16 protein-coding genes are annotated in these 16,894 nt (G+C 62.5%); 6 read left to right on the forward strand and 10 right to left on the reverse strand.

The features are described 5' to 3' along the window. Nucleotides 1-46: 46 nt before the first annotated feature. Nucleotides 47-1,654: a hypothetical protein gene (locus LMTR13_RS32525; RefSeq protein WP_065731324.1), complete on the reverse strand. Its 1,608-nt coding sequence runs from the start codon at nucleotides 1,652-1,654 to the stop codon at nucleotides 47-49. Between the two features lie 37 nt (nucleotides 1,655-1,691). Beyond that, the gene (locus tag LMTR13_RS32530) at nucleotides 1,692-2,984 is read right to left on the reverse strand and encodes an adenylosuccinate synthase (protein ID WP_065731325.1); all 1,293 of its coding nucleotides are present in this window, start codon (nucleotides 2,982-2,984) and stop codon (nucleotides 1,692-1,694) included. Nucleotides 2,985-3,273: 289 nt separating this feature from the next. Between LMTR13_RS32530 and ybaK the strand changes: the two genes are divergently transcribed. Continuing rightward, the gene (ybaK, locus tag LMTR13_RS32535; RefSeq protein WP_065731326.1) at nucleotides 3,274-3,747 is read left to right on the forward strand and encodes a Cys-tRNA(Pro) deacylase; all 474 of its coding nucleotides are present in this window, start codon (nucleotides 3,274-3,276) and stop codon (nucleotides 3,745-3,747) included. Nucleotides 3,748-3,772: 25 nt separating this feature from the next. Here ybaK and LMTR13_RS32540 read toward each other — a convergent pair whose 3' ends face one another. After that, nucleotides 3,773-3,943: a hypothetical protein gene (locus tag LMTR13_RS32540; RefSeq protein WP_156795878.1), complete on the reverse strand. Its 171-nt coding sequence runs from the start codon at nucleotides 3,941-3,943 to the stop codon at nucleotides 3,773-3,775. A 432-nt stretch (nucleotides 3,944-4,375) separates the two neighbouring features. On the opposite strand from LMTR13_RS32540, the gene LMTR13_RS32545 reads away from it, so the two are divergent. The 4 genes from LMTR13_RS32545 to LMTR13_RS32560 all read left to right on the forward strand — a co-directional run bounded on the left by LMTR13_RS32545 (nucleotide 4,376) and on the right by LMTR13_RS32560 (nucleotide 8,795). Next, entirely contained in the window at nucleotides 4,376-5,305 is a 930-nt protein-coding gene (locus tag LMTR13_RS32545; protein ID WP_065731328.1) for a DMT family transporter, read from the forward strand. A gap of 144 nt (nucleotides 5,306-5,449) precedes the next feature. Continuing rightward, nucleotides 5,450-6,895 (forward strand): IS1182 family transposase, encoded by a 1,446-nt coding sequence (locus tag LMTR13_RS32550; protein WP_083218942.1) that lies wholly within the window; start codon nucleotides 5,450-5,452, stop codon nucleotides 6,893-6,895. A gap of 284 nt (nucleotides 6,896-7,179) precedes the next feature. Next, nucleotides 7,180-7,599 carry a CopG family transcriptional regulator gene (locus LMTR13_RS32555; protein ID WP_065733148.1) on the forward strand — a complete coding sequence of 140 codons (420 nt, stop codon included), beginning with the start codon at nucleotides 7,180-7,182 and terminating at the stop codon, nucleotides 7,597-7,599. 5 nt (nucleotides 7,600-7,604) lie between these two features. Continuing rightward, nucleotides 7,605-8,795: an extracellular catalytic domain type 1 short-chain-length polyhydroxyalkanoate depolymerase gene (locus LMTR13_RS32560; RefSeq protein ID WP_065733149.1), complete on the forward strand. Its 1,191-nt coding sequence runs from the start codon at nucleotides 7,605-7,607 to the stop codon at nucleotides 8,793-8,795. 142 nt (nucleotides 8,796-8,937) lie between these two features. On the opposite strand, the gene LMTR13_RS32565 is transcribed toward LMTR13_RS32560, so the two are convergent. From LMTR13_RS32565 to LMTR13_RS32595, 7 genes are all read right to left on the reverse strand, one after another. Continuing rightward, complete coding sequence (locus LMTR13_RS32565) at nucleotides 8,938-10,089, reverse strand: alpha-hydroxy acid oxidase (protein ID WP_065733150.1); 1,152 nt, start codon at nucleotides 10,087-10,089, stop codon at nucleotides 8,938-8,940. A 106-nt stretch (nucleotides 10,090-10,195) separates the two neighbouring features. Then, nucleotides 10,196-11,011: an MlaD family protein gene (locus tag LMTR13_RS32570; RefSeq protein WP_065731329.1), complete on the reverse strand. Its 816-nt coding sequence runs from the start codon at nucleotides 11,009-11,011 to the stop codon at nucleotides 10,196-10,198. Nucleotides 11,012-11,237: 226 nt separating this feature from the next. After that, a complete protein-coding gene (locus LMTR13_RS32575) occupies nucleotides 11,238-11,534 on the reverse strand; it encodes a hypothetical protein (RefSeq protein WP_065731330.1) in 297 nt (98 codons plus the stop codon). A gap of 309 nt (nucleotides 11,535-11,843) precedes the next feature. Then, a complete protein-coding gene (locus LMTR13_RS32580; protein ID WP_083218930.1) occupies nucleotides 11,844-13,289 on the reverse strand; it encodes an IS1182 family transposase in 1,446 nt (481 codons plus the stop codon). A 177-nt stretch (nucleotides 13,290-13,466) separates the two neighbouring features. Continuing rightward, nucleotides 13,467-14,045 carry an amino acid synthesis family protein gene (locus LMTR13_RS32585; RefSeq protein ID WP_065731331.1) on the reverse strand — a complete coding sequence of 193 codons (579 nt, stop codon included), beginning with the start codon at nucleotides 14,043-14,045 and terminating at the stop codon, nucleotides 13,467-13,469. Then, nucleotides 14,045-14,911, reverse strand: a complete 867-nt coding sequence (locus LMTR13_RS32590; protein ID WP_065731332.1) for a fumarylacetoacetate hydrolase family protein — start codon at nucleotides 14,909-14,911, stop codon at nucleotides 14,045-14,047. The genes LMTR13_RS32585 and LMTR13_RS32590 overlap by 1 nt, the downstream gene beginning before the upstream one ends. 151 nt (nucleotides 14,912-15,062) lie before the next feature. Further along, nucleotides 15,063-15,764, reverse strand: a complete 702-nt coding sequence (locus LMTR13_RS32595) for a GntR family transcriptional regulator (RefSeq protein ID WP_065731333.1) — start codon at nucleotides 15,762-15,764, stop codon at nucleotides 15,063-15,065. 111 nt (nucleotides 15,765-15,875) lie between these two features. Between LMTR13_RS32595 and LMTR13_RS32600 the strand changes: the two genes are divergently transcribed. After that, a complete protein-coding gene (locus tag LMTR13_RS32600) occupies nucleotides 15,876-16,871 on the forward strand; it encodes a zinc-dependent alcohol dehydrogenase family protein (RefSeq protein WP_065731334.1) in 996 nt (331 codons plus the stop codon). Nucleotides 16,872-16,894 lie beyond the last annotated feature (23 nt).

Genomic DNA, 16,894 nt, shown 5'->3' on the forward strand with positions numbered 1-16,894 from the left:
GGATATCAGTTCGGGCTTGAGCGCGCATCGGCGGCGCTCGCCGTAGCTACTCTCCCCACAGCGCGAACGCGTCGTTGAACGCGCGTTCGCCCGGAGAGCCCTTTTCGATCGCGATGATGGCGCGGCGCTGGTTGACGTAGACCAGCGGCACGTCGAACCAGGAGCGCTCCTTCAGAAGCTGCAAATTGCGGGCGCGGTCGGAATCGACGTTGGAGAGGCCGACCAGGAAGAAGCCGTCGGTGACCTTCACGGCGAGGCCTGCGAGGGGCGTGCCGCGCGCCTGCTCGTTGGACTTCATCAGGATGCCCGGCACGTTGCCGACGCCGCCGCCGGAAAAATCCTGCGGCAGGATGAAGGTCAATTCCGCGGTGTGGCTCGCCGGCAGCGAGGTATCGGTGTTGCGGCGGAACGACATCGTCATCTTGAACTTGCGGTCGGGAATCTCGATGTCGGCGCGCACGGCAATGTCCGGCTTCTGGTTGCCGCTCGCCTTGATCGGTTCGGTGCGCCAGATCACCGAGCCGACATATTGCTTGCCCTTGGGATCGGACGGGTCCTCGTCATACAGCACGACGCGCTGCGCCACCGGCGCGACGTTTTCGCCCGGCGAGGGCTGGCCGACGCGATCCGGAATCTTCGGGCGCGACTGCGGCGCGGCCGGATCCTTTGGCGCTTCCACGACGGAGGAGGATTTGAACAGGCCGCTCACGGCTGTGACGACCGACTTGCCCCACAGGATGCCGGCGCCGACCAGAATGAGCACGATGCCGACGGCAATCGCGCTCTTGAACGGAAACGCGGCGCCCGTGCGGGTGCGCTTATTCGGAGGCTCGCGGTCGCGGTCCTGCGACAGCCGCGGGCGATCGCGCAGCGGCGGCGGCGCGTGGCGGTCGGCTTCCTCCGCCGACTCGTCATACGAATAGGGCACCTCGGGATCGGCGCCGCGGTCTTCCATGCTCGGCTCGAGCCGGTCGAATTCCGGCGAGGGCGACGGCACGTTGGCATAGGTTTTCCGCGCGTTGCGGTTGGCTTGCGCGGCGGCGCGGCCAAGATCGTCGGCATCGGCGGCGATGTCGCGGAAGCCGCGCATTCCCGGCGGCTGCGGCATCGGCGGCGGGCCGCCATTCTCTGGGCCGCGGCGGGGGCCGCGCTCGCGGGGCGGCGGTGGCGGCAGGCCGGCGTCCTGCGTCGGAATCTGCGGCGGCTGCGGGCGCGGCGCGCCGGGCGGCGACGCATCGGGACGCAGGTTGCGCGGCGGTCGCGGCTCGTCCTGACCAAGCGGCGGACGGCCGTCGCGCGAGGGGCCTTGCGAAGGCGGCCGCGGGCGCGGCGTACCCGGCGGCGTGGCAGCCGCTTCGGGCGGGCGGGCATTGGCGCGGCGGAAGGCATCCCCGCCGCGCGCGGCCCCGCCAGCGCCGGGCCGCGAAGCCTCGCGGGCGCGTTGGGCCGCTTCCGATTCGACCTTGCGCACGGCCTCTTCCAGCGACAGCCGCTCGCGAGTGATTTCGGATTCGGAAAGCGGCGGCTGCACGCTGCGCAACTGCGCGATCAGCGCGGTGCGCGCCCGCTCATAGAGCGCACGACGGCTCTCGCCTGGAGCATTGGGGTCCAGGCCGGCGATAGCGCGTGCGATCAGCGGGTAATAATCAGCCATTTCTCTTCAATACTGCAGACCCGGCGGTAACATCCCGTTAAGCCTCGAACGGGTTCTGTACCAGGATAGTATCCTCGCGTTCGGGGCTCGTGGAAAGCAATGCAATCGGACAACCCACGAGTTCCTCGACCCGGCGGACATATTTAATGGCCTGGGCCGGCAAGTCCGCCCAGGAGCGGGCATTGGCGGTCGGCTCTTTCCAGCCCTCGATGGTCTCGTAGACCGGAACCACCCGGGCCTGGGCGCCCTCGCCCGCTGGCAGATGGTCGATTTCCTTGCCGTCCAGCATATAACCCGTGCAGACCTCGATGGTGTCGAAGCCGTCGAGAATATCGAGTTTTGTCAGCGCCAGACCGGTGATGCCGCAGGTGCGGACGGTTTGCCGCACCAAGGCGGCATCGAACCAGCCGCAGCGCCGCGGGCGGCCGGTGTTGGTGCCGAACTCGCGGCCCCGCTCGCCGATCTTGCGGCCGATCTCGTTGTCCTGTTCGGTCGGGAACGGGCCCTGGCCAACCCGCGTCGTATAGGCCTTGCAGATGCCGAGCACATAGCCGACAGCGCTCGCGCCCATGCCGGTGCCGGTCGCGGCCTGTGCGGCCACCGTGTTGGACGAAGTGACGTAGGGATAGGTGCCGTGATCGACATCGAGCAGCGCGCCCTGCGCGCCCTCGAACAGGATGCGCTTGCCCTCACGGCGCTTGAGATCCAGCAGCCGCCACACCGTCTCCGCATAGGGCAAAAGCTTTGGCGCCAGCGCGGTAAGCTCTTTCAGAATGCCGTTGCCGTCGATCTCCTCGAGATTGAGGCCGCGCCGCAGCGCATTGTGGTGCGCCAGCAGGCGGTCGATCTTGTGCGGCAGCGTGTCGAGGTCGGCTAAGTCCATCAGGCGAATCGCGCGGCGGCCGACCTTGTCCTCATAGGCCGGGCCGATGCCGCGGCGCGTGGTCCCGATCGCGGTGGCCGTGTTGGCGGATTCGCGGAGCGCATCGAGCTCGCGGTGCATCGGCAGGATCAAGGTGACGTTTTCGGCAATGCGCAGGTTTTCCGGACCGACGGCGACGCCCTGGCCCTTCAGCCGCACCACCTCGTCGAGGAAGGCTTGCGGATCGAACACCACGCCATTGCCGATGACGGCAAGCTTCGACGGCCGCAGCACGCCGGACGGCAGCAGCGCGAGCTTGTAGGTCTCGCCGTTGATGACGAGCGTATGACCGGCATTATGGCCGCCCTGGAAGCGCACGACGATATCGGCCTGCTCCGACAACCAGTCGACGATCTTGCCCTTCCCTTCGTCACCCCACTGGGCGCCGACGACGACAACATTGGCCATTTTTAAGGTGTTCCCTGCAAATCTCTTGGTTCCAGCATGATTTCACCGGAGAACCGGTACTGACGTTTCCGGACCATGCTCTAGCTCGCCCAGCCAAAATCACGGCCGGGGCCGCTCGCGTGCAGGGCGCCCCACCGGATAAAGGAAGCAGGTGATCTAGGCAAGCAAGAAGGCGGCTTTAAGAGGGCCTTAGAGCGGCTCCAACCCATTGATATCCCCGTAAAATCCTGGCCATCCCGGCCTTGCGCGGGCGAGAATCGCATTAACATTCGGCAATGACGGAAAGGCCATGTCCAAAACCACCCGTGCAACGGTAGCGCTGGAAAAGCTCGGCGTGAAATTCGCCCTGCACGCTTACGACTACGACCCGGATGCAGCGAGCATTGGCTTACAGGCGGCGGAAGCCCTCGGCGTCGACGCGGCGCGCGTGCTGAAGACGCTGATGGCCGAAGTCGACGGCAGGCCGGTCTGTGCCGTGGTGCCGTCTGACTGCGAGGTCAGCATGAAAAAACTCGCGGCCGCCTTCAACGCCAAGGCGGCGAAGATGATGCGGCCGGCGGATGCCGAACGGCTGACCGGCTATCATGTCGGCGGCATCTCGCCGTTCGGACAGAAGAAGCGCGTGCCGGTCGCGATCGAAGAAGCCGCGCTCGGCCATACAAGCGTGTTCCTCAATGGCGGCCAGCGCGGCCTGCAGATCGAACTCGATCCCAACGACGCCGTGAAGGCTGCGGGCGCGATTGCGCGGGCGCTCGTGGCGTGAGCGGCCTTCGCCACGGCGGAGAGCCCTATTTGGTGAGTTTGGGCTGCGTCTGCGCCCATAGCATCGCTTCGATGATGGCCTCGCGCAGTTTTGGGCGCTGCTCTTCATCGCATTCGATGAACGCCAATATGGAATTGGCGCGAACGGCAAACTGGTGACGTGTTTCGGCTTCTTCGGCCGACATCGGCTTGTTCAAGGAATGATCCATCATCTGCAAAGTTCGATGTCACGGACAGGCCAAACTCTTAGGAGGCGAATCGCCTGCAGCCCGTGGTCCCTACGATCGAACGAACGCCCAATACTGAAAGTAGCCCCGAACAACTCACTGCATGTGCCCCGGAAAACAAACCAAGGTTGGGTCACATGAATCAATCGTCCTTTGATTGCATACTTGCCCTGCCGCTGGCAACCCCAAACGACTGACAAGGCGGGCTGCATGGTCGCGATGCATCTTGCACCATTGATGAGCGGCGCAAATCCGTGTCTGTGACAGGGGCCGGGCCACATTCCGGCCCGGCGTCGATCGCCGGGCGGGCCGCGGCGCCATGAACCGGTCCCAATCTTGGTTTGACGCGTTTTCTTTGCGCGAACCGGTGTCCACTTCGCTTGAAAACGCTATGGACCGCGAATGTCGGCTACCGAACAGACTTCACCCGCACGATCCGCGAATTGGCTCGCCAATCAACCTTATCTGCTGCTCAGCATCACCGCGCTGTGCTGGGCCGGCAATGCCATCGTCGGGCGGTTGGCCGCCGGCCACATTCCACCGGTGACGCTTTCATTCCTGCGTTGGTCGTTCGCGTTCCTGATCATCCTGCCGTTTGCCTGGAAGCATCTTGTAAAGGACTGGGCCGCGATCCGCAGCCGGCTCGGCATCATGATCGTGCTCTCCGTCACCGGCATCGGCGCCTTCAACACGCTGCAGTACTGGGCGCTGGAGCACACCCAGGCGCTGAACACGCTGTTGTTGCAGTCGGCAGGACCGCTGGTGGTCGCGGTGTGGTCGCTCGTGCTGCTCGGGGTGCGGCTGACGCTGGCGCAGGCCGCCGGCGTTCTGCTCTCGATGGCCGGCGTGCTCATCATTCTGATGCATGGCGACCTCACCAAGCTATCCGGCATCGACTTCAACATCGGCGACCTGATCTTCCTGGTGGCGCTGGCGATCTTCGGCATCTATTCGGTGCTGTCGCTGAAGCGACCCGCGATCCACGGCCTGTCGTTTGTCGCCTTCACCTTCGGCGCCGGCGCGGCCTGCCTGATCCCGCTGTTCATCTGGGAATTATTCGCGCGGCCGCTGATGCAGATCGACGCCGCGAATATGCTGACGCTCGCCTACGTCGCGCTGTTTCCCTCGACCATCGCCTATCTCTGCTTCAATCGCGGCGTGCAACTAATCGGCGCCAACCGCGCAGCCCCGTTCTTTCACGTGGTACCGGTGTTCGGCACCGTCATGTCGATCATCTTCCTCGGCGAGCATCCGCAGGCGTTCCACTTCATCGGCTTTGCGCTGGTGCTGACGGGGGTGTTTGTCGCGTCGCGGAAGCCTCAAACTGCTTAGAACCTGTACTCATATCGCCGATGTCTGATTTCTGAGCTCAAGCGGACACACCTTTGAGCACAGGTGGATGCCCGCAAATGACCCTGGCTGTGTGAAAAGCCACGAGTCAGGTACGATTCCTCCGTTTCCTGATGGGGGATACGGATGGGACGCTTCGTTGAAGGCGCGGACAGATCCCAGCTGACGCTCTTGCCGGAATGCCTGGAGGATTGGGTAAGCGAGGACAACGCGGTCCATGTGATCGATGTGTTCGTCGAGGCGCTCGACCTGCATGGACTGGGGTTTGAGCGTGTGATCGCCAAGGAGACGGGCCGGCCCTCCTATCATCCGGCAGTCCTTCTGAAGCTTTACATCTACGGTTATCTCAATCGGGTGCAATCCAGTCGGCGCCTGGAACGTGAGGCGTGCCGGAATGTCGAGGTGATGTGGCTGATCGGCCGCCTGGCTCCCGATCACAAGACGATCGCCGATTTCCGGAAGGACAATGGCGCGGCGATCCGGAAGGTTTGCGCGAAGTTCGTTGCGCTATGCCGGCAAATGGGCCTGTTGCAGACCCCGAGCGTCGCGATTGACGGCAGCAAGTTCAAGGCGGTGAACAACCGCGATCGCAACTTCACGCATACCAAGATGGCGAGGCGGATGGCGCAGATCGAGGAAAGCGTCGGTCGATATCTGCGTCAACTCGATAGCGCCGATCGGCAGGAGCCTTCGGAAGCGATCATCATCAAGACAACGAGGATCAAGGAAAAGATCGCTCGGCTGAAGCAGGAGATGGGCCGCCTGGAAGTGCTTGATGCGCAGATGCGTAACACGCCGGATCAACAGATATCGCTCACCGATCCGGATGCCCGTTCGATGGCCACCAGCGGACGCGGATCGGGCGTCGTCGGCTACAATGTCCAGGTCGCTGTGGACACCGAACACCATCTGATTGTTACGCACGAGGTCATAAACGTCGGCAACGACCGTGGGCAGCTTGCTCGGATGTCGAAACAAGCCAAAGAAGTGCTCGAAGTGGACAAACTCGAGGCCGTCGCCGACCGTGGCTACTTCGACGGAGAAGAGATATTAGCCTGCGAAGAGGCTGGCGTTGCAGTCACCTTGCCCAAGCCCATGACGTCGAACGCCAAGGCTGAGGGCCGGTTCGGCAAACAGGACTTCGCCTACCTGCCTGATGCGGACGTCTACCGCTGCCCATCCGGCCAGCTGCTGTCCTATCACTACACCAACATCGAGCATGGAATGACGCTGCGCCGGTACTGGTCGACAGCGGCGTGCCAGAGCTGCGCGATCAAGAGCCATTGTACGCCGTCCAAGGAGCGCCGCATCACGCGCTGGGAGCATGAGCATGTGGTCGAGGAGGTCCAGAGACGGCTCGATTCCAATCCCGACGCCATGCGGACGCGGCGCGAGACGGTCGAGCATCCCTTCGGCACGATCAAAGCCCGTATGGGTGCGAGCCACTTCCTGATGAAGCGCCTACGGAATGTCGCCGCTGAGATGGCGCTGCATGTTCTCGCCTATAACCTCACACGGGTGATGAACATCGTCGGCAAACCGAGCCTGATTGCAGCCATCCGCGCCACCTGAAGGTCGGAAAGTGCGTCGAAAAGCGTAATACCGCGTCGCGATACCCACTTTGGCCGTCATTGGACGATCCGACGCGAGAACATCGGCCGCCTGCCGACCACGGCCGCGTGCCGACTTATCGGTTTGCACACAACCAAGACCCAGACCGGACGTACCCCCCGGAAATCGAGGGTCGTCCTGGGCGCGATGGCCCCTCGGCGAATATCTTGAGCAATGGCCCTTGACTATGAGCTGCCGACCCTCCATGTGCCATCTGTACGGATGGTGCATGGATGGTGGAACTCATGTCGAACAATATCCGCGAACTCCGATTAAAGCCGGCTGATACCGAAAAAATCACGATCAATCTGGGTTACGTCGACCTTGGGCACGTCGACCTCATGGTCCAGGAAGGGTTCTACTCGAACCGTACCGATTTCATTCGCACAGCAATCCGCAACCAACTCCAACGTCATGCGGATGTGGTCAAACAGTCGACTGCTCGGAAGAGTCTGGACCTAGGCCTACGGAATTACAGCCGCGAGGATCTCGAAACGGTGCGACGAGCCGGCGAGATGCTGCACATCAATGTGCTAGGTCTTGCGACAATTGCCCAAGATGTCACGCCGGAGCTTGCTCGCGCCACGATTGCCTCGGTCTCTGTGCTTGGAGCCCTCCATGCCAGTTCGGCGGTGAAAGCCGCGCTCGCTGACAGGACGCGGTGACGGCGATGCTCAAGCAGGACATCATTCGCGAAGCTACACGTCTCACGCGCGCGGGCCGACTCGTCGAGGCCACGGCACTTCTCCAGCACATGCTTCGCGGTGAAAGGACGACGGACGCGACATTCCGCACCGATGCCATCGCCCTCCCAGGAGGTAAGCCGTCAATTGTAGACGCGAAAGCAAATTGGGTTAAGGAAGCGGGGAGCTCGCAGTTACCGCGGACCACATCCGCTCAACCGCGCAAGTTCAGCGCCCAGTCAAATCGCACGAACAATTACCCCGGGCTCCGATTGCGGGGCGCAACCAAGCGGGCTCCGCTGTCTACGCGCGATATCGTGCCGGAGGGTGCGAGATTTATCGACGGCAGCTACAGAAATCCTGCGGGAAGTCGTGCCTACCGGCTCTTCATCCCGAGCGGTTACCATGGGCAAGCTCTTCCATTGATCGTCATGCTCCACGGCTGCACCCAGTCGCCAGAAGATTTCGCCGCCGGCACGAGAATGAACTTTGTCGCAGAAGCGCAACCTTGCTTTGTGGTGTATCCCGCGCAGCGTAGCGAAGCAAATCAGGCGAAATGCTGGAACTGGTTTCGCACAACCGACCAGCAGCGTGACACAGGGGAACCCTCGCTTATCGCGGGGATCACGCGCCAAATCATGCGCGAGTACTCAGTTGATCCAAAGCGAGTCTACGTTGCTGGACTTTCGGCCGGAGCGGCCGCAGCCACCATCATGGGAGCAACGTATAACGATCTATACGCGGCCGTCGGTGTACATTCTGGACTCGCATGTGGTGCCGCCATCGACCTTCCCTCTGCGCTCCTCGCCATGCGACAAGGCGGCGGCTTCGATCATCAGGCAGCTTTAACCGACAGGCCAACTGTCCCGACCATTGTTTTTCACGGCGATCGCGACAGCACAGTGCACCCAAACAACGGCGATCAAGTTATTAAGCAGTCCATCAAAGCAACGAGCGTGGAAAGAAACGTGCATCGCGGGCAGGTGCCTGGAGGCCGCGCCTATACTCGCACCGTCCATAGCGACGCCAGTGGACGCCCCGTCTTAGAGCACTGGAGCATCCACGGAGCTGGACACGCATGGTCGGGGGGAAGCTCCGTGGGCTCCTATACCGACCCGCTGGGACCGGACGCCACAAGAGAAATGCTGCGTTTTTTCCTCGAGCATTCGCTTCCGTAGCAGTGACAGATCCGAGCTGGTCCGTTTCTGTGAATTTTCCGGACTTGCGGTGATGTCCGATTGACTCCGGAGTGCGCGCCTAAGCGGACGTCCGCCAACCAATCGAAATTTATGGGTTCACGCCTATAATCAGAATCTCGCCTCAGAACCTCCGCACCAGATCCGGCGTGATCTCGCTGAGCTTGCGAATACCAAGCAACGCAAGATCTCGGTCGATCTCGGACTTCAGAAGCGCGATCGCGCGCTGCACGCCGGCTTGGCCGCCGGCGATCGCGGCGTAGAGGAAGGGGCGGCCGACCCAGACGAAATGGGCGCCGAGCGCGAGCGCCTTGATCACGTCGGTGCCGCGGCGGATGCCGCCGTCGACCATCACCGTCATGCCTTCTTCGGCCGCGATCTCCGGCAGCGTGCGCAGGCCGGACATCGTGTAGTCGAGCTGGCGGCCGCCATGGTTGGACAGCATCACGCCGTCGACGCCGCTCTCGCGCGCGATTCTGGCGTCGGCCGGCGAGACCAGGCCCTTGACCACGAGCTTGCCCTTCCACTTCTTGCGGATCAGCTCGACATGCTTCCAGGCGAGCTGGTCGCGGGCACCGATGTTGCGCATCAGGTTCTTCGCCAGCACCGGCGGCCCGCGCTGCGCGTCCATATTCTCGAAATGCGGCATGCCGTGGTTCATCACGGTGCGCGCCCAGGTGCCGAACAGCCAGTGCGGATGCGTGACCGTGTCCCAGAACACGCGCGGCGTGATCGCAAGCGGCACCTGAAAGCCGTTGCGGATGTTGTTCTCGCGGTTGGGCGGCACCGGCACGTCGGCGGTGACGACGAAGGTGTCGTAGCCGGCCGCCGCTACGCGATCGACCAGCGGCTCGATCCGCTCCGGCAAGCCTGCGAGATAGGCCTGATACCACGCCGCCTGATTGGCGGCGCGCACATCCTCCAGCGTGATCAGCGAGGAGGCGCTCAAGATCATCGGCACGTTCTCGGACGTTGCCGCCTGCGTCAGCACGATGTCGCCGCGATAGGCGCACAGCGCCGAGGAGCCCATCGGCGGAATGCCGAACGGCGCGGCATACGTCTTGCCGAACAGCGTCGTCGTCTGGTCGCGGCCGGAGACGTCGTTGAGGACGCGCGGCACGAAACCGTATTCGTCGAAGGCTTTGCGGTTGTCGCGCATGGCGGCGTCCGTCTCGGCGCCACCGGAAATATAGCCGTAGAGAAACTTCGGAATCCGCCGCCGCGCCACGGGCTCGAAATCGTCGAGCGAAAGATATTTTTGCAGAGTCCGCGGCACCGCGCTCTCGGTGCGGGTCACGGTCGGAGGCGGTGCAGTCAAGCTTGCGGATTTGTCGAGCACGTCGGGCGTTCCATCTTTTTTTGGTTGTTATCGGAAAGGCAGGTTAGCGTCGGGGAGGTGGCCCGCCAAATTTTTGGCCCGCCTTGTTGACGGATTCGCTGACGTCGCCGAGCATTTTTCGCGTCTCGGCGATCACCCGCCCGGACTTCTTGTCGAAACTTTCGATCAGCTCGCGCAGCGAAATCACGGTTGGCAGCAATTCGCCGCCGTACTTGTCGCTGGCGAGGCTGCCGAGGAAATCCTTGGTCTTGTCCATGGCGCCGTCGACCGCGCCGATGCCGGATTCGGCGGTTGCGATGATGGACGTGATCCTCTCGCCACTGCCTGAGAGCGAGGCGGTGAACGTCTCGAAATTCCGCAAGGTATCCTTGATCGCCACCTCGTTGTCGGCGATCACGCGGTCGACGTTGCGCAGCGCCACGCGGATTTTTTCCTGGGTGTTGAGTGTGCCTTCGCGATCCGCGGTGAGCTCTGGAATGCCGTCAGCGCCCTTTGTCGGCGGCGGCGCCTCATCGGAGCCGCCGGTAAACGAGATCGCGGCGATTCCCGTCAGTCCCTGAAACTCGAGGCCGACCTGGGTGTCGCTCTTCACCGGCGTATTGCCGTCGATCATGGCGAGCGCGACCACGCGGCGCGGATGGTCGAGCTTCAGCGACACCACTTCGCCGACCCGGATGCCGGCGAAATTCACGCTGCCGCCCTTGCGCAGGCCCGACGCCGAGCCTTCGAAGATCACGCGGAACGGCACCTTCTGCTTGATCCCGGCGAGCTTCTGATAGCCGAGCCACGCACCAAGCGACCCGGCGATCAGGGCCAGGGTCAAGGTGCCGATCATCACATTGCTGGCGCGGACTTTCATCGAAATTCCCGTGAGAAGCAGGCCAAAGAGATAACGGTTTTATGACGGCAAGTCACCGCCGCGGCCGTACTGATGCAGGGGTACGATTCCGCCTTTCTCGGAAGCAGACATTGGCACAGCCTGCCGGCATGTCGGGCTTGGGCCAGATGTTATTTCGTGTGCTGCGACGCTCCGAATTCATGAGAGGATTCTGAGTATGTGAATGGCGTTCGGGAACGGTCATCGATCAGGTGACACTTAACAGGATCATTCCGGCAACCGTAACGATGCGTGCGAGGTCGGCCCAGCGGCGCTCGCCCTCATAGCGTGCAGCCGATCGCCAGACGCCAACCGTTGCGACGATATTGTAGGGCACTGAAAGTGCGTAACCGACGACAAAGGCCGGGACAATACGATCGGCCATGATCAGAGCCAGAAACAAAATTGACGTGAGCATGTTGACCGCAATTCCGCCGGCCACCGCCCAATTCCAGAACGCCTGCGGCAGCGGCAGGTCCCCTTTCCAAAGGCGAAAGGCGTTCATGTGGACCAACCCGGTATAGGACGGCAATGCCTCGAAACCGAAAACGGCATGACGGTGTGATCGGCTCGCGCAAGTGGTCTAGATGGAAGGTTAGCTTAGCATTCGTCTTTGCGCCAGCGTGAGTGACGAAGCGTGTCGATATGTGGTTGGCCAGAGTAGTCCGCTCAGGGTCTTGGTTGTGTGCAAACCGATAAGTCGGCACGCGGCCGTGGTCGGCAGGCGGCCGATGTTCTCGCGTCGGATCGTCCAATGACGGCCAAAGTGGGTATCGCGACGCGGTATTACGCTTTTCGACGCACTTTCCGACCTTCAGGTGGCGCGGATGGCTGCAATCAGGCTCGGTTTGCCGACGATGTTCATCACCCGTGTGAGGTTATAGGCGAGAACATGCAGCGCCATCTCAGCGGCGACATTCCGTAGGCGCTTCATCAGGAAGTGGCTCGCACCCATACGGGCTTTGATCGTGCCGAAGGGATGCTCGACCGTCTCGCGCCGCGTCCGCATGGCGTCGGGATTGGAATCGAGCCGTCTCTGGACCTCCTCGACCACATGCTCATGCTCCCAGCGCGTGATGCGGCGCTCCTTGGACGGCGTACAATGGCTCTTGATCGCGCAGCTCTGGCACGCCGCTGTCGACCAGTACCGGCGCAGCGTCATTCCATGCTCGATGTTGGTGTAGTGATAGGACAGCAGCTGGCCGGATGGGCAGCGGTAGACGTCCGCATCAGGCAGGTAGGCGAAGTCCTGTTTGCCGAACCGGCCCTCAGCCTTGGCGTTCGACGTCATGGGCTTGGGCAAGGTGACTGCAACGCCAGCCTCTTCGCAGGCTAATATCTCTTCTCCGTCGAAGTAGCCACGGTCGGCGACGGCCTCGAGTTTGTCCACTTCGAGCACTTCTTTGGCTTGTTTCGACATCCGAGCAAGCTGCCCACGGTCGTTGCCGACGTTTATGACCTCGTGCGTAACAATCAGATGGTGTTCGGTGTCCACAGCGACCTGGACATTGTAGCCGACGACGCCCGATCCGCGTCCGCTGGTGGCCATCGAACGGGCATCCGGATCGGTGAGCGATATCTGTTGATCCGGCGTGTTACGCATCTGCGCATCAAGCACTTCCAGGCGGCCCATCTCCTGCTTCAGCCGAGCGATCTTTTCCTTGATCCTCGTTGTCTTGATGATGATCGCTTCCGAAGGCTCCTGCCGATCGGCGCTATCGAGTTGACGCAGATATCGACCGACGCTTTCCTCGATCTGCGCCATCCGCCTCGCCATCTTGGCATGCGTGAAGTTGCGATCGCGGTTGTTCACCGCCTTGAACTTGCTGCCGTCAATCGCGACGCTCGGGGTCTGCAACAGGCCCATTTGCCGGCATAGCGCAACGAACTTCGCGCAAACCTTCCGGATCGCCGCGCCATTGTCCTTCCGGAAATCGGCGATCGTCTTGTGATCGGGAGCCAGGCGGCCGATCAGCCACATCACCTCGACATTCCGGCACGCCTCACGTTCCAGGCGCCGACTGGATTGCACCCGATTGAGATAACCGTAGATGTAAAGCTTCAGAAGGACTGCCGGATGATAGGAGGGCCGGCCCGTCTCCTTGGCGATCACACGCTCAAACCCCAGTCCATGCAGGTCGAGCGCCTCGACGAACACATCGATCACATGGACCGCGTTGTCCTCGCTTACCCAATCCTCCAGGCATTCCGGCAAGAGCGTCAGCTGGGATCTGTCCGCGCCTTCAACGAAGCGTCCCATCCGTATCCCCCATCAGGAAACGGAGGAATCGTACCTGACTCGTGGCTTTTCACACAGCCAGGGTCATTTGCGATTTTGCCGGCCCGCAGCATGTCCGGTCAGTGGGTAGTCTCGGAAGCTCCGGCTATCCGGCTTCATCGGTTGAAGACATCGGTGTGGGGCGAGAAAACACTGCGCTCACCGCTGCCCGTCGTGGACTGAAATCTGATCCACCGAGAGCCCGCCGATGCGCGCGTGGGTGCGGCCGCCGGTCGCCATCACCAGCCCGAACACGATCTCGTCGCGCCGCGGCGCGTCCCAGATCGTCATCTCGGCGGTGCCGAAATGACTGCGGACATAGGCCGCCTCGATATGGCCGAGCGGGACCATCAGCCTGGTGCCAATCGCGCCGACGGTCTTGGCCGCAGGTACGATCGCCTTGGCCTGCGCGATCACTTCGCGGATCGCAGCACCACCCGCCTCATGCCAGACCGCGCCATGCTCGAGTTCGCCGTCGCCGCCGACGATCGCGCCTTTGCCATAGGCTTCGATGGTGTGCTTGCCGCCCAGCCGCTCGCACAACGTCCGCGCCAGTTGCCGTCCGAGATCGCGCAAGCCGGCCTGAAACGGCATCAGATCCGGGTCGTAGCGGCCGGCATGGGGATTGCTGATCACGGCGAGCGCCGTGCCGATCAGAAGCGGCTGCGCCCGGCGCGGCCCGCGCTCGTGCCAGATTTCCTCGATCGAGACCTGCGTCTTCCTGATGTCGTAGGCCATCACTGCGCGGCCTCATCGATCACGGGATTGCGCAGCACGCCGATCTTTTCCACCTCGACTTCGACGACATCGCCGGGCACCAGGAACATCGGCGGCTTGCGCGTGAAGCCGACACCGGCCGGCGTGCCGGTGGCGATGACGTCGCCCGGCACAAGATCGAAGATCTCGGAGGCGTAGTTGATCAGCCGTGGAATCGAGAAGATCAGGAACGAGGTGTCCGACTTCTGCACGGTCTTGCCGTTGATGCGGGTCTCGAGCTTCAACCTGGTCGGATCCGGCAACTCGTCCGTCGTCACCATCCACGGCCCGAACGGCCCGGTGCCAACGAAATTCTTGCCGGCCGCGATCTGCTGCGCATGCATCTGGTAATCGCGCACGCTGACGTCATTGTAGATCGAATAGCCGGCGACATGGTCCATGGCGTCGGCTTCGGAAATGTAGCGGCCGGGCTTGCCGATGATGACGGCGAGTTCGCCTTCCCAATCGAGATGCGTCGACACTCTCGGCCGGACCACCGGCGCGTCATGCGCGACCTGCGAACGCCACACCCGCAGGAAGATCGGTGGGAACGCCGTAATCTCGCGCTTCATGCCATGGGCCACCGCCTCCTGGTGGTGGTCGAGATAGTTGCGCACGGCGCAGACGATCTTTTCGGGACGCGGGATCACCGGGAGGTATTTGATGTCTGACAGTTTCAGATCCGGCTTGTGGCCGGCCAAGATATGATCGCGCTTTTCGAAATCGGGGCTCGCGATGAAGTCCTGCAGCGTGGCGTGGGGCACCTTGCTGCCGAGGTCGACCACGCCGTCGCCGACGATCGCTCCCCAGGTCTCCTTGCCGTTGTTCAGAAATGAGAGCAGCCGCATGGGACGTATATCCTTCTCGGTTGGACGGGCTGATGGACTAGAATTTCGTTAGAAGCGACTATTTTCGAAAATTTTGCCGAACGCAACCGAAATCCACCGTCCCCAGCGGCCTCCATTGCGCACTTTTGTGAGGAAGGTCGGCCGCCGGCGATCAGCCGGCGCTGATCACGCCGGATGCGTATTTTGCGACGTTGTTTGAGGTGGTCTGGATGTGGCTACGGATCAGATCGCACGCCTGATCGGCATTGCGCCCGATCGCGGCCTGCATCAGCGCGCGATGCTCGCCGACCTTGTCGCGCGGGTGCGGCCGGAACATGGCCGACAGATTGCGGTAACGCTCGGCGCGATCGAACAGCGAGTTGCGCACGGCAAGCAGCGTCGGCGATCCCGATGCCGAAACCAGCGCCTCATGGAACTGGCGGTGCGCCGCCTTCCATTCAGTATTGCTTGCATAATCTTCCGGGGCCCGCTCCTCGATCCTGGCGAGCCGGTGAAGCGACGAAATAACCCTTATTTCCCAGTCGTCATCGCCCTTTTCGATCGAGCGGCGCATCAAATCGACCTCGATCAGGATGCGGGCATGCGTCAAGTCCTGCAGATCCTCCAGCGTCACCGGCGCCACCTTATAGCCACGCTGCTCTTCGGCGACGACGAGCCCCTCCGCCACCAGCAACGTCAAGGCTTCGCGCAGCGTCGTGAAGCTGGCGCCAAACGACAGGCGCAGCGCATCGAACTTCAGCGATTCATTCGGCTTGAGCTGGCAGGTGACAATCTCGTTTCGCAGCCGGTGGGCGATGTCGGAGGCGAGCGTCTTGCCGAATTCCTTGCGCGCCTTGAGGGCTGTCGTTGTCATTGATTTTTCTCGCGATCCGTGGCCCGCGATCCTAGCCAAAAAGAATCCCGTTGCAATAATTTTCGCAATGAGCAATATTTTCGAAAATACTCAATTGGGGGAGCCGCTCTTATGAAGGCTGTGCTGGTGCATCGCCCTGGAGGCCCGGAGGCGCTCGACTATGTCGAGGTGCCGATGCCGGCGCTGGGCGAGCAGGATGTTCTGATACGTGCCCAGGCCTTCGGTATCGGCCAGCCCGACAAGCTGATCCGCAGCGGCGTCTACAAATGGATGCCGCCGCTGCCGGCCAATCCAGGCAACGATGTCGCCGGCATCCTCGAAGCGGTCGGAGCGCGGGTGAATGGGCTTTCCGCAGGCCAGCGGGTGCTCTTGAGCGCGCGCGACCTCGCCCAACGCGGCGGCTGCTATGCCGAATATGTCGCCGCCCCGGCTGACGCCGTCCATGTGCTGCCGGACAACGTTGCATTCGAGGACGCGGTTTGCCTGCCGAACTACCAGGTAGCCTGGGCACTGCTGCACAATTGCGGCTCCGCTACGCCGCCCCACTCCGCCCTCGTCATCGGCGCGGCCGGCGGTGTCGGGACGTCGCTGGTGCAGCTCGCGAAAATCGCCGGGATGAAGGTGATCGGGACCATCTCCACACCGGAGAAGGCCGCCTTCGCCCGAAAGATGGGCGCAGATGAGATCATCTTTTATCGCGATGAGGACGTCGTCGCCCGGACTCGCGCCCTGACCGACGGACGCGGCGTCAGCCTGGTGCTCGATCACGTCTGCGGCCCGGAATTCTATTCCTATCTCGGCGCGCTCGACAAATGGGGCACCATCGTCTCCTACAACGCGTTTGCCGGACTGCCGACGGAAAACCTGATGGGCGAGATGCGGAAGTATCTCGACATCTGTCCGGCGATCCGCTGCTTTTCCTTTCACATTTACGATCGCGACCGCGAAGGCCGGCGCGAGATCATGCGCAAGGTGATTGGCTATCTCGCCGACGGCGCCATCTGTCCGTCGATCTTCAAGCGCTTCAGGCTCTCCGAAGTTCGCGCCGCGCATGAACTGCTCGATTCCGGCGCGGCGTTCGGCAAGATCGTGATGACCCCGGGTTGAGAGCCGCGCGATGCTTTCAATCC

The organism is Bradyrhizobium icense (assembly GCF_001693385.1).
Classification (GTDB): domain Bacteria; phylum Pseudomonadota; class Alphaproteobacteria; order Rhizobiales; family Xanthobacteraceae; genus Bradyrhizobium; species Bradyrhizobium icense.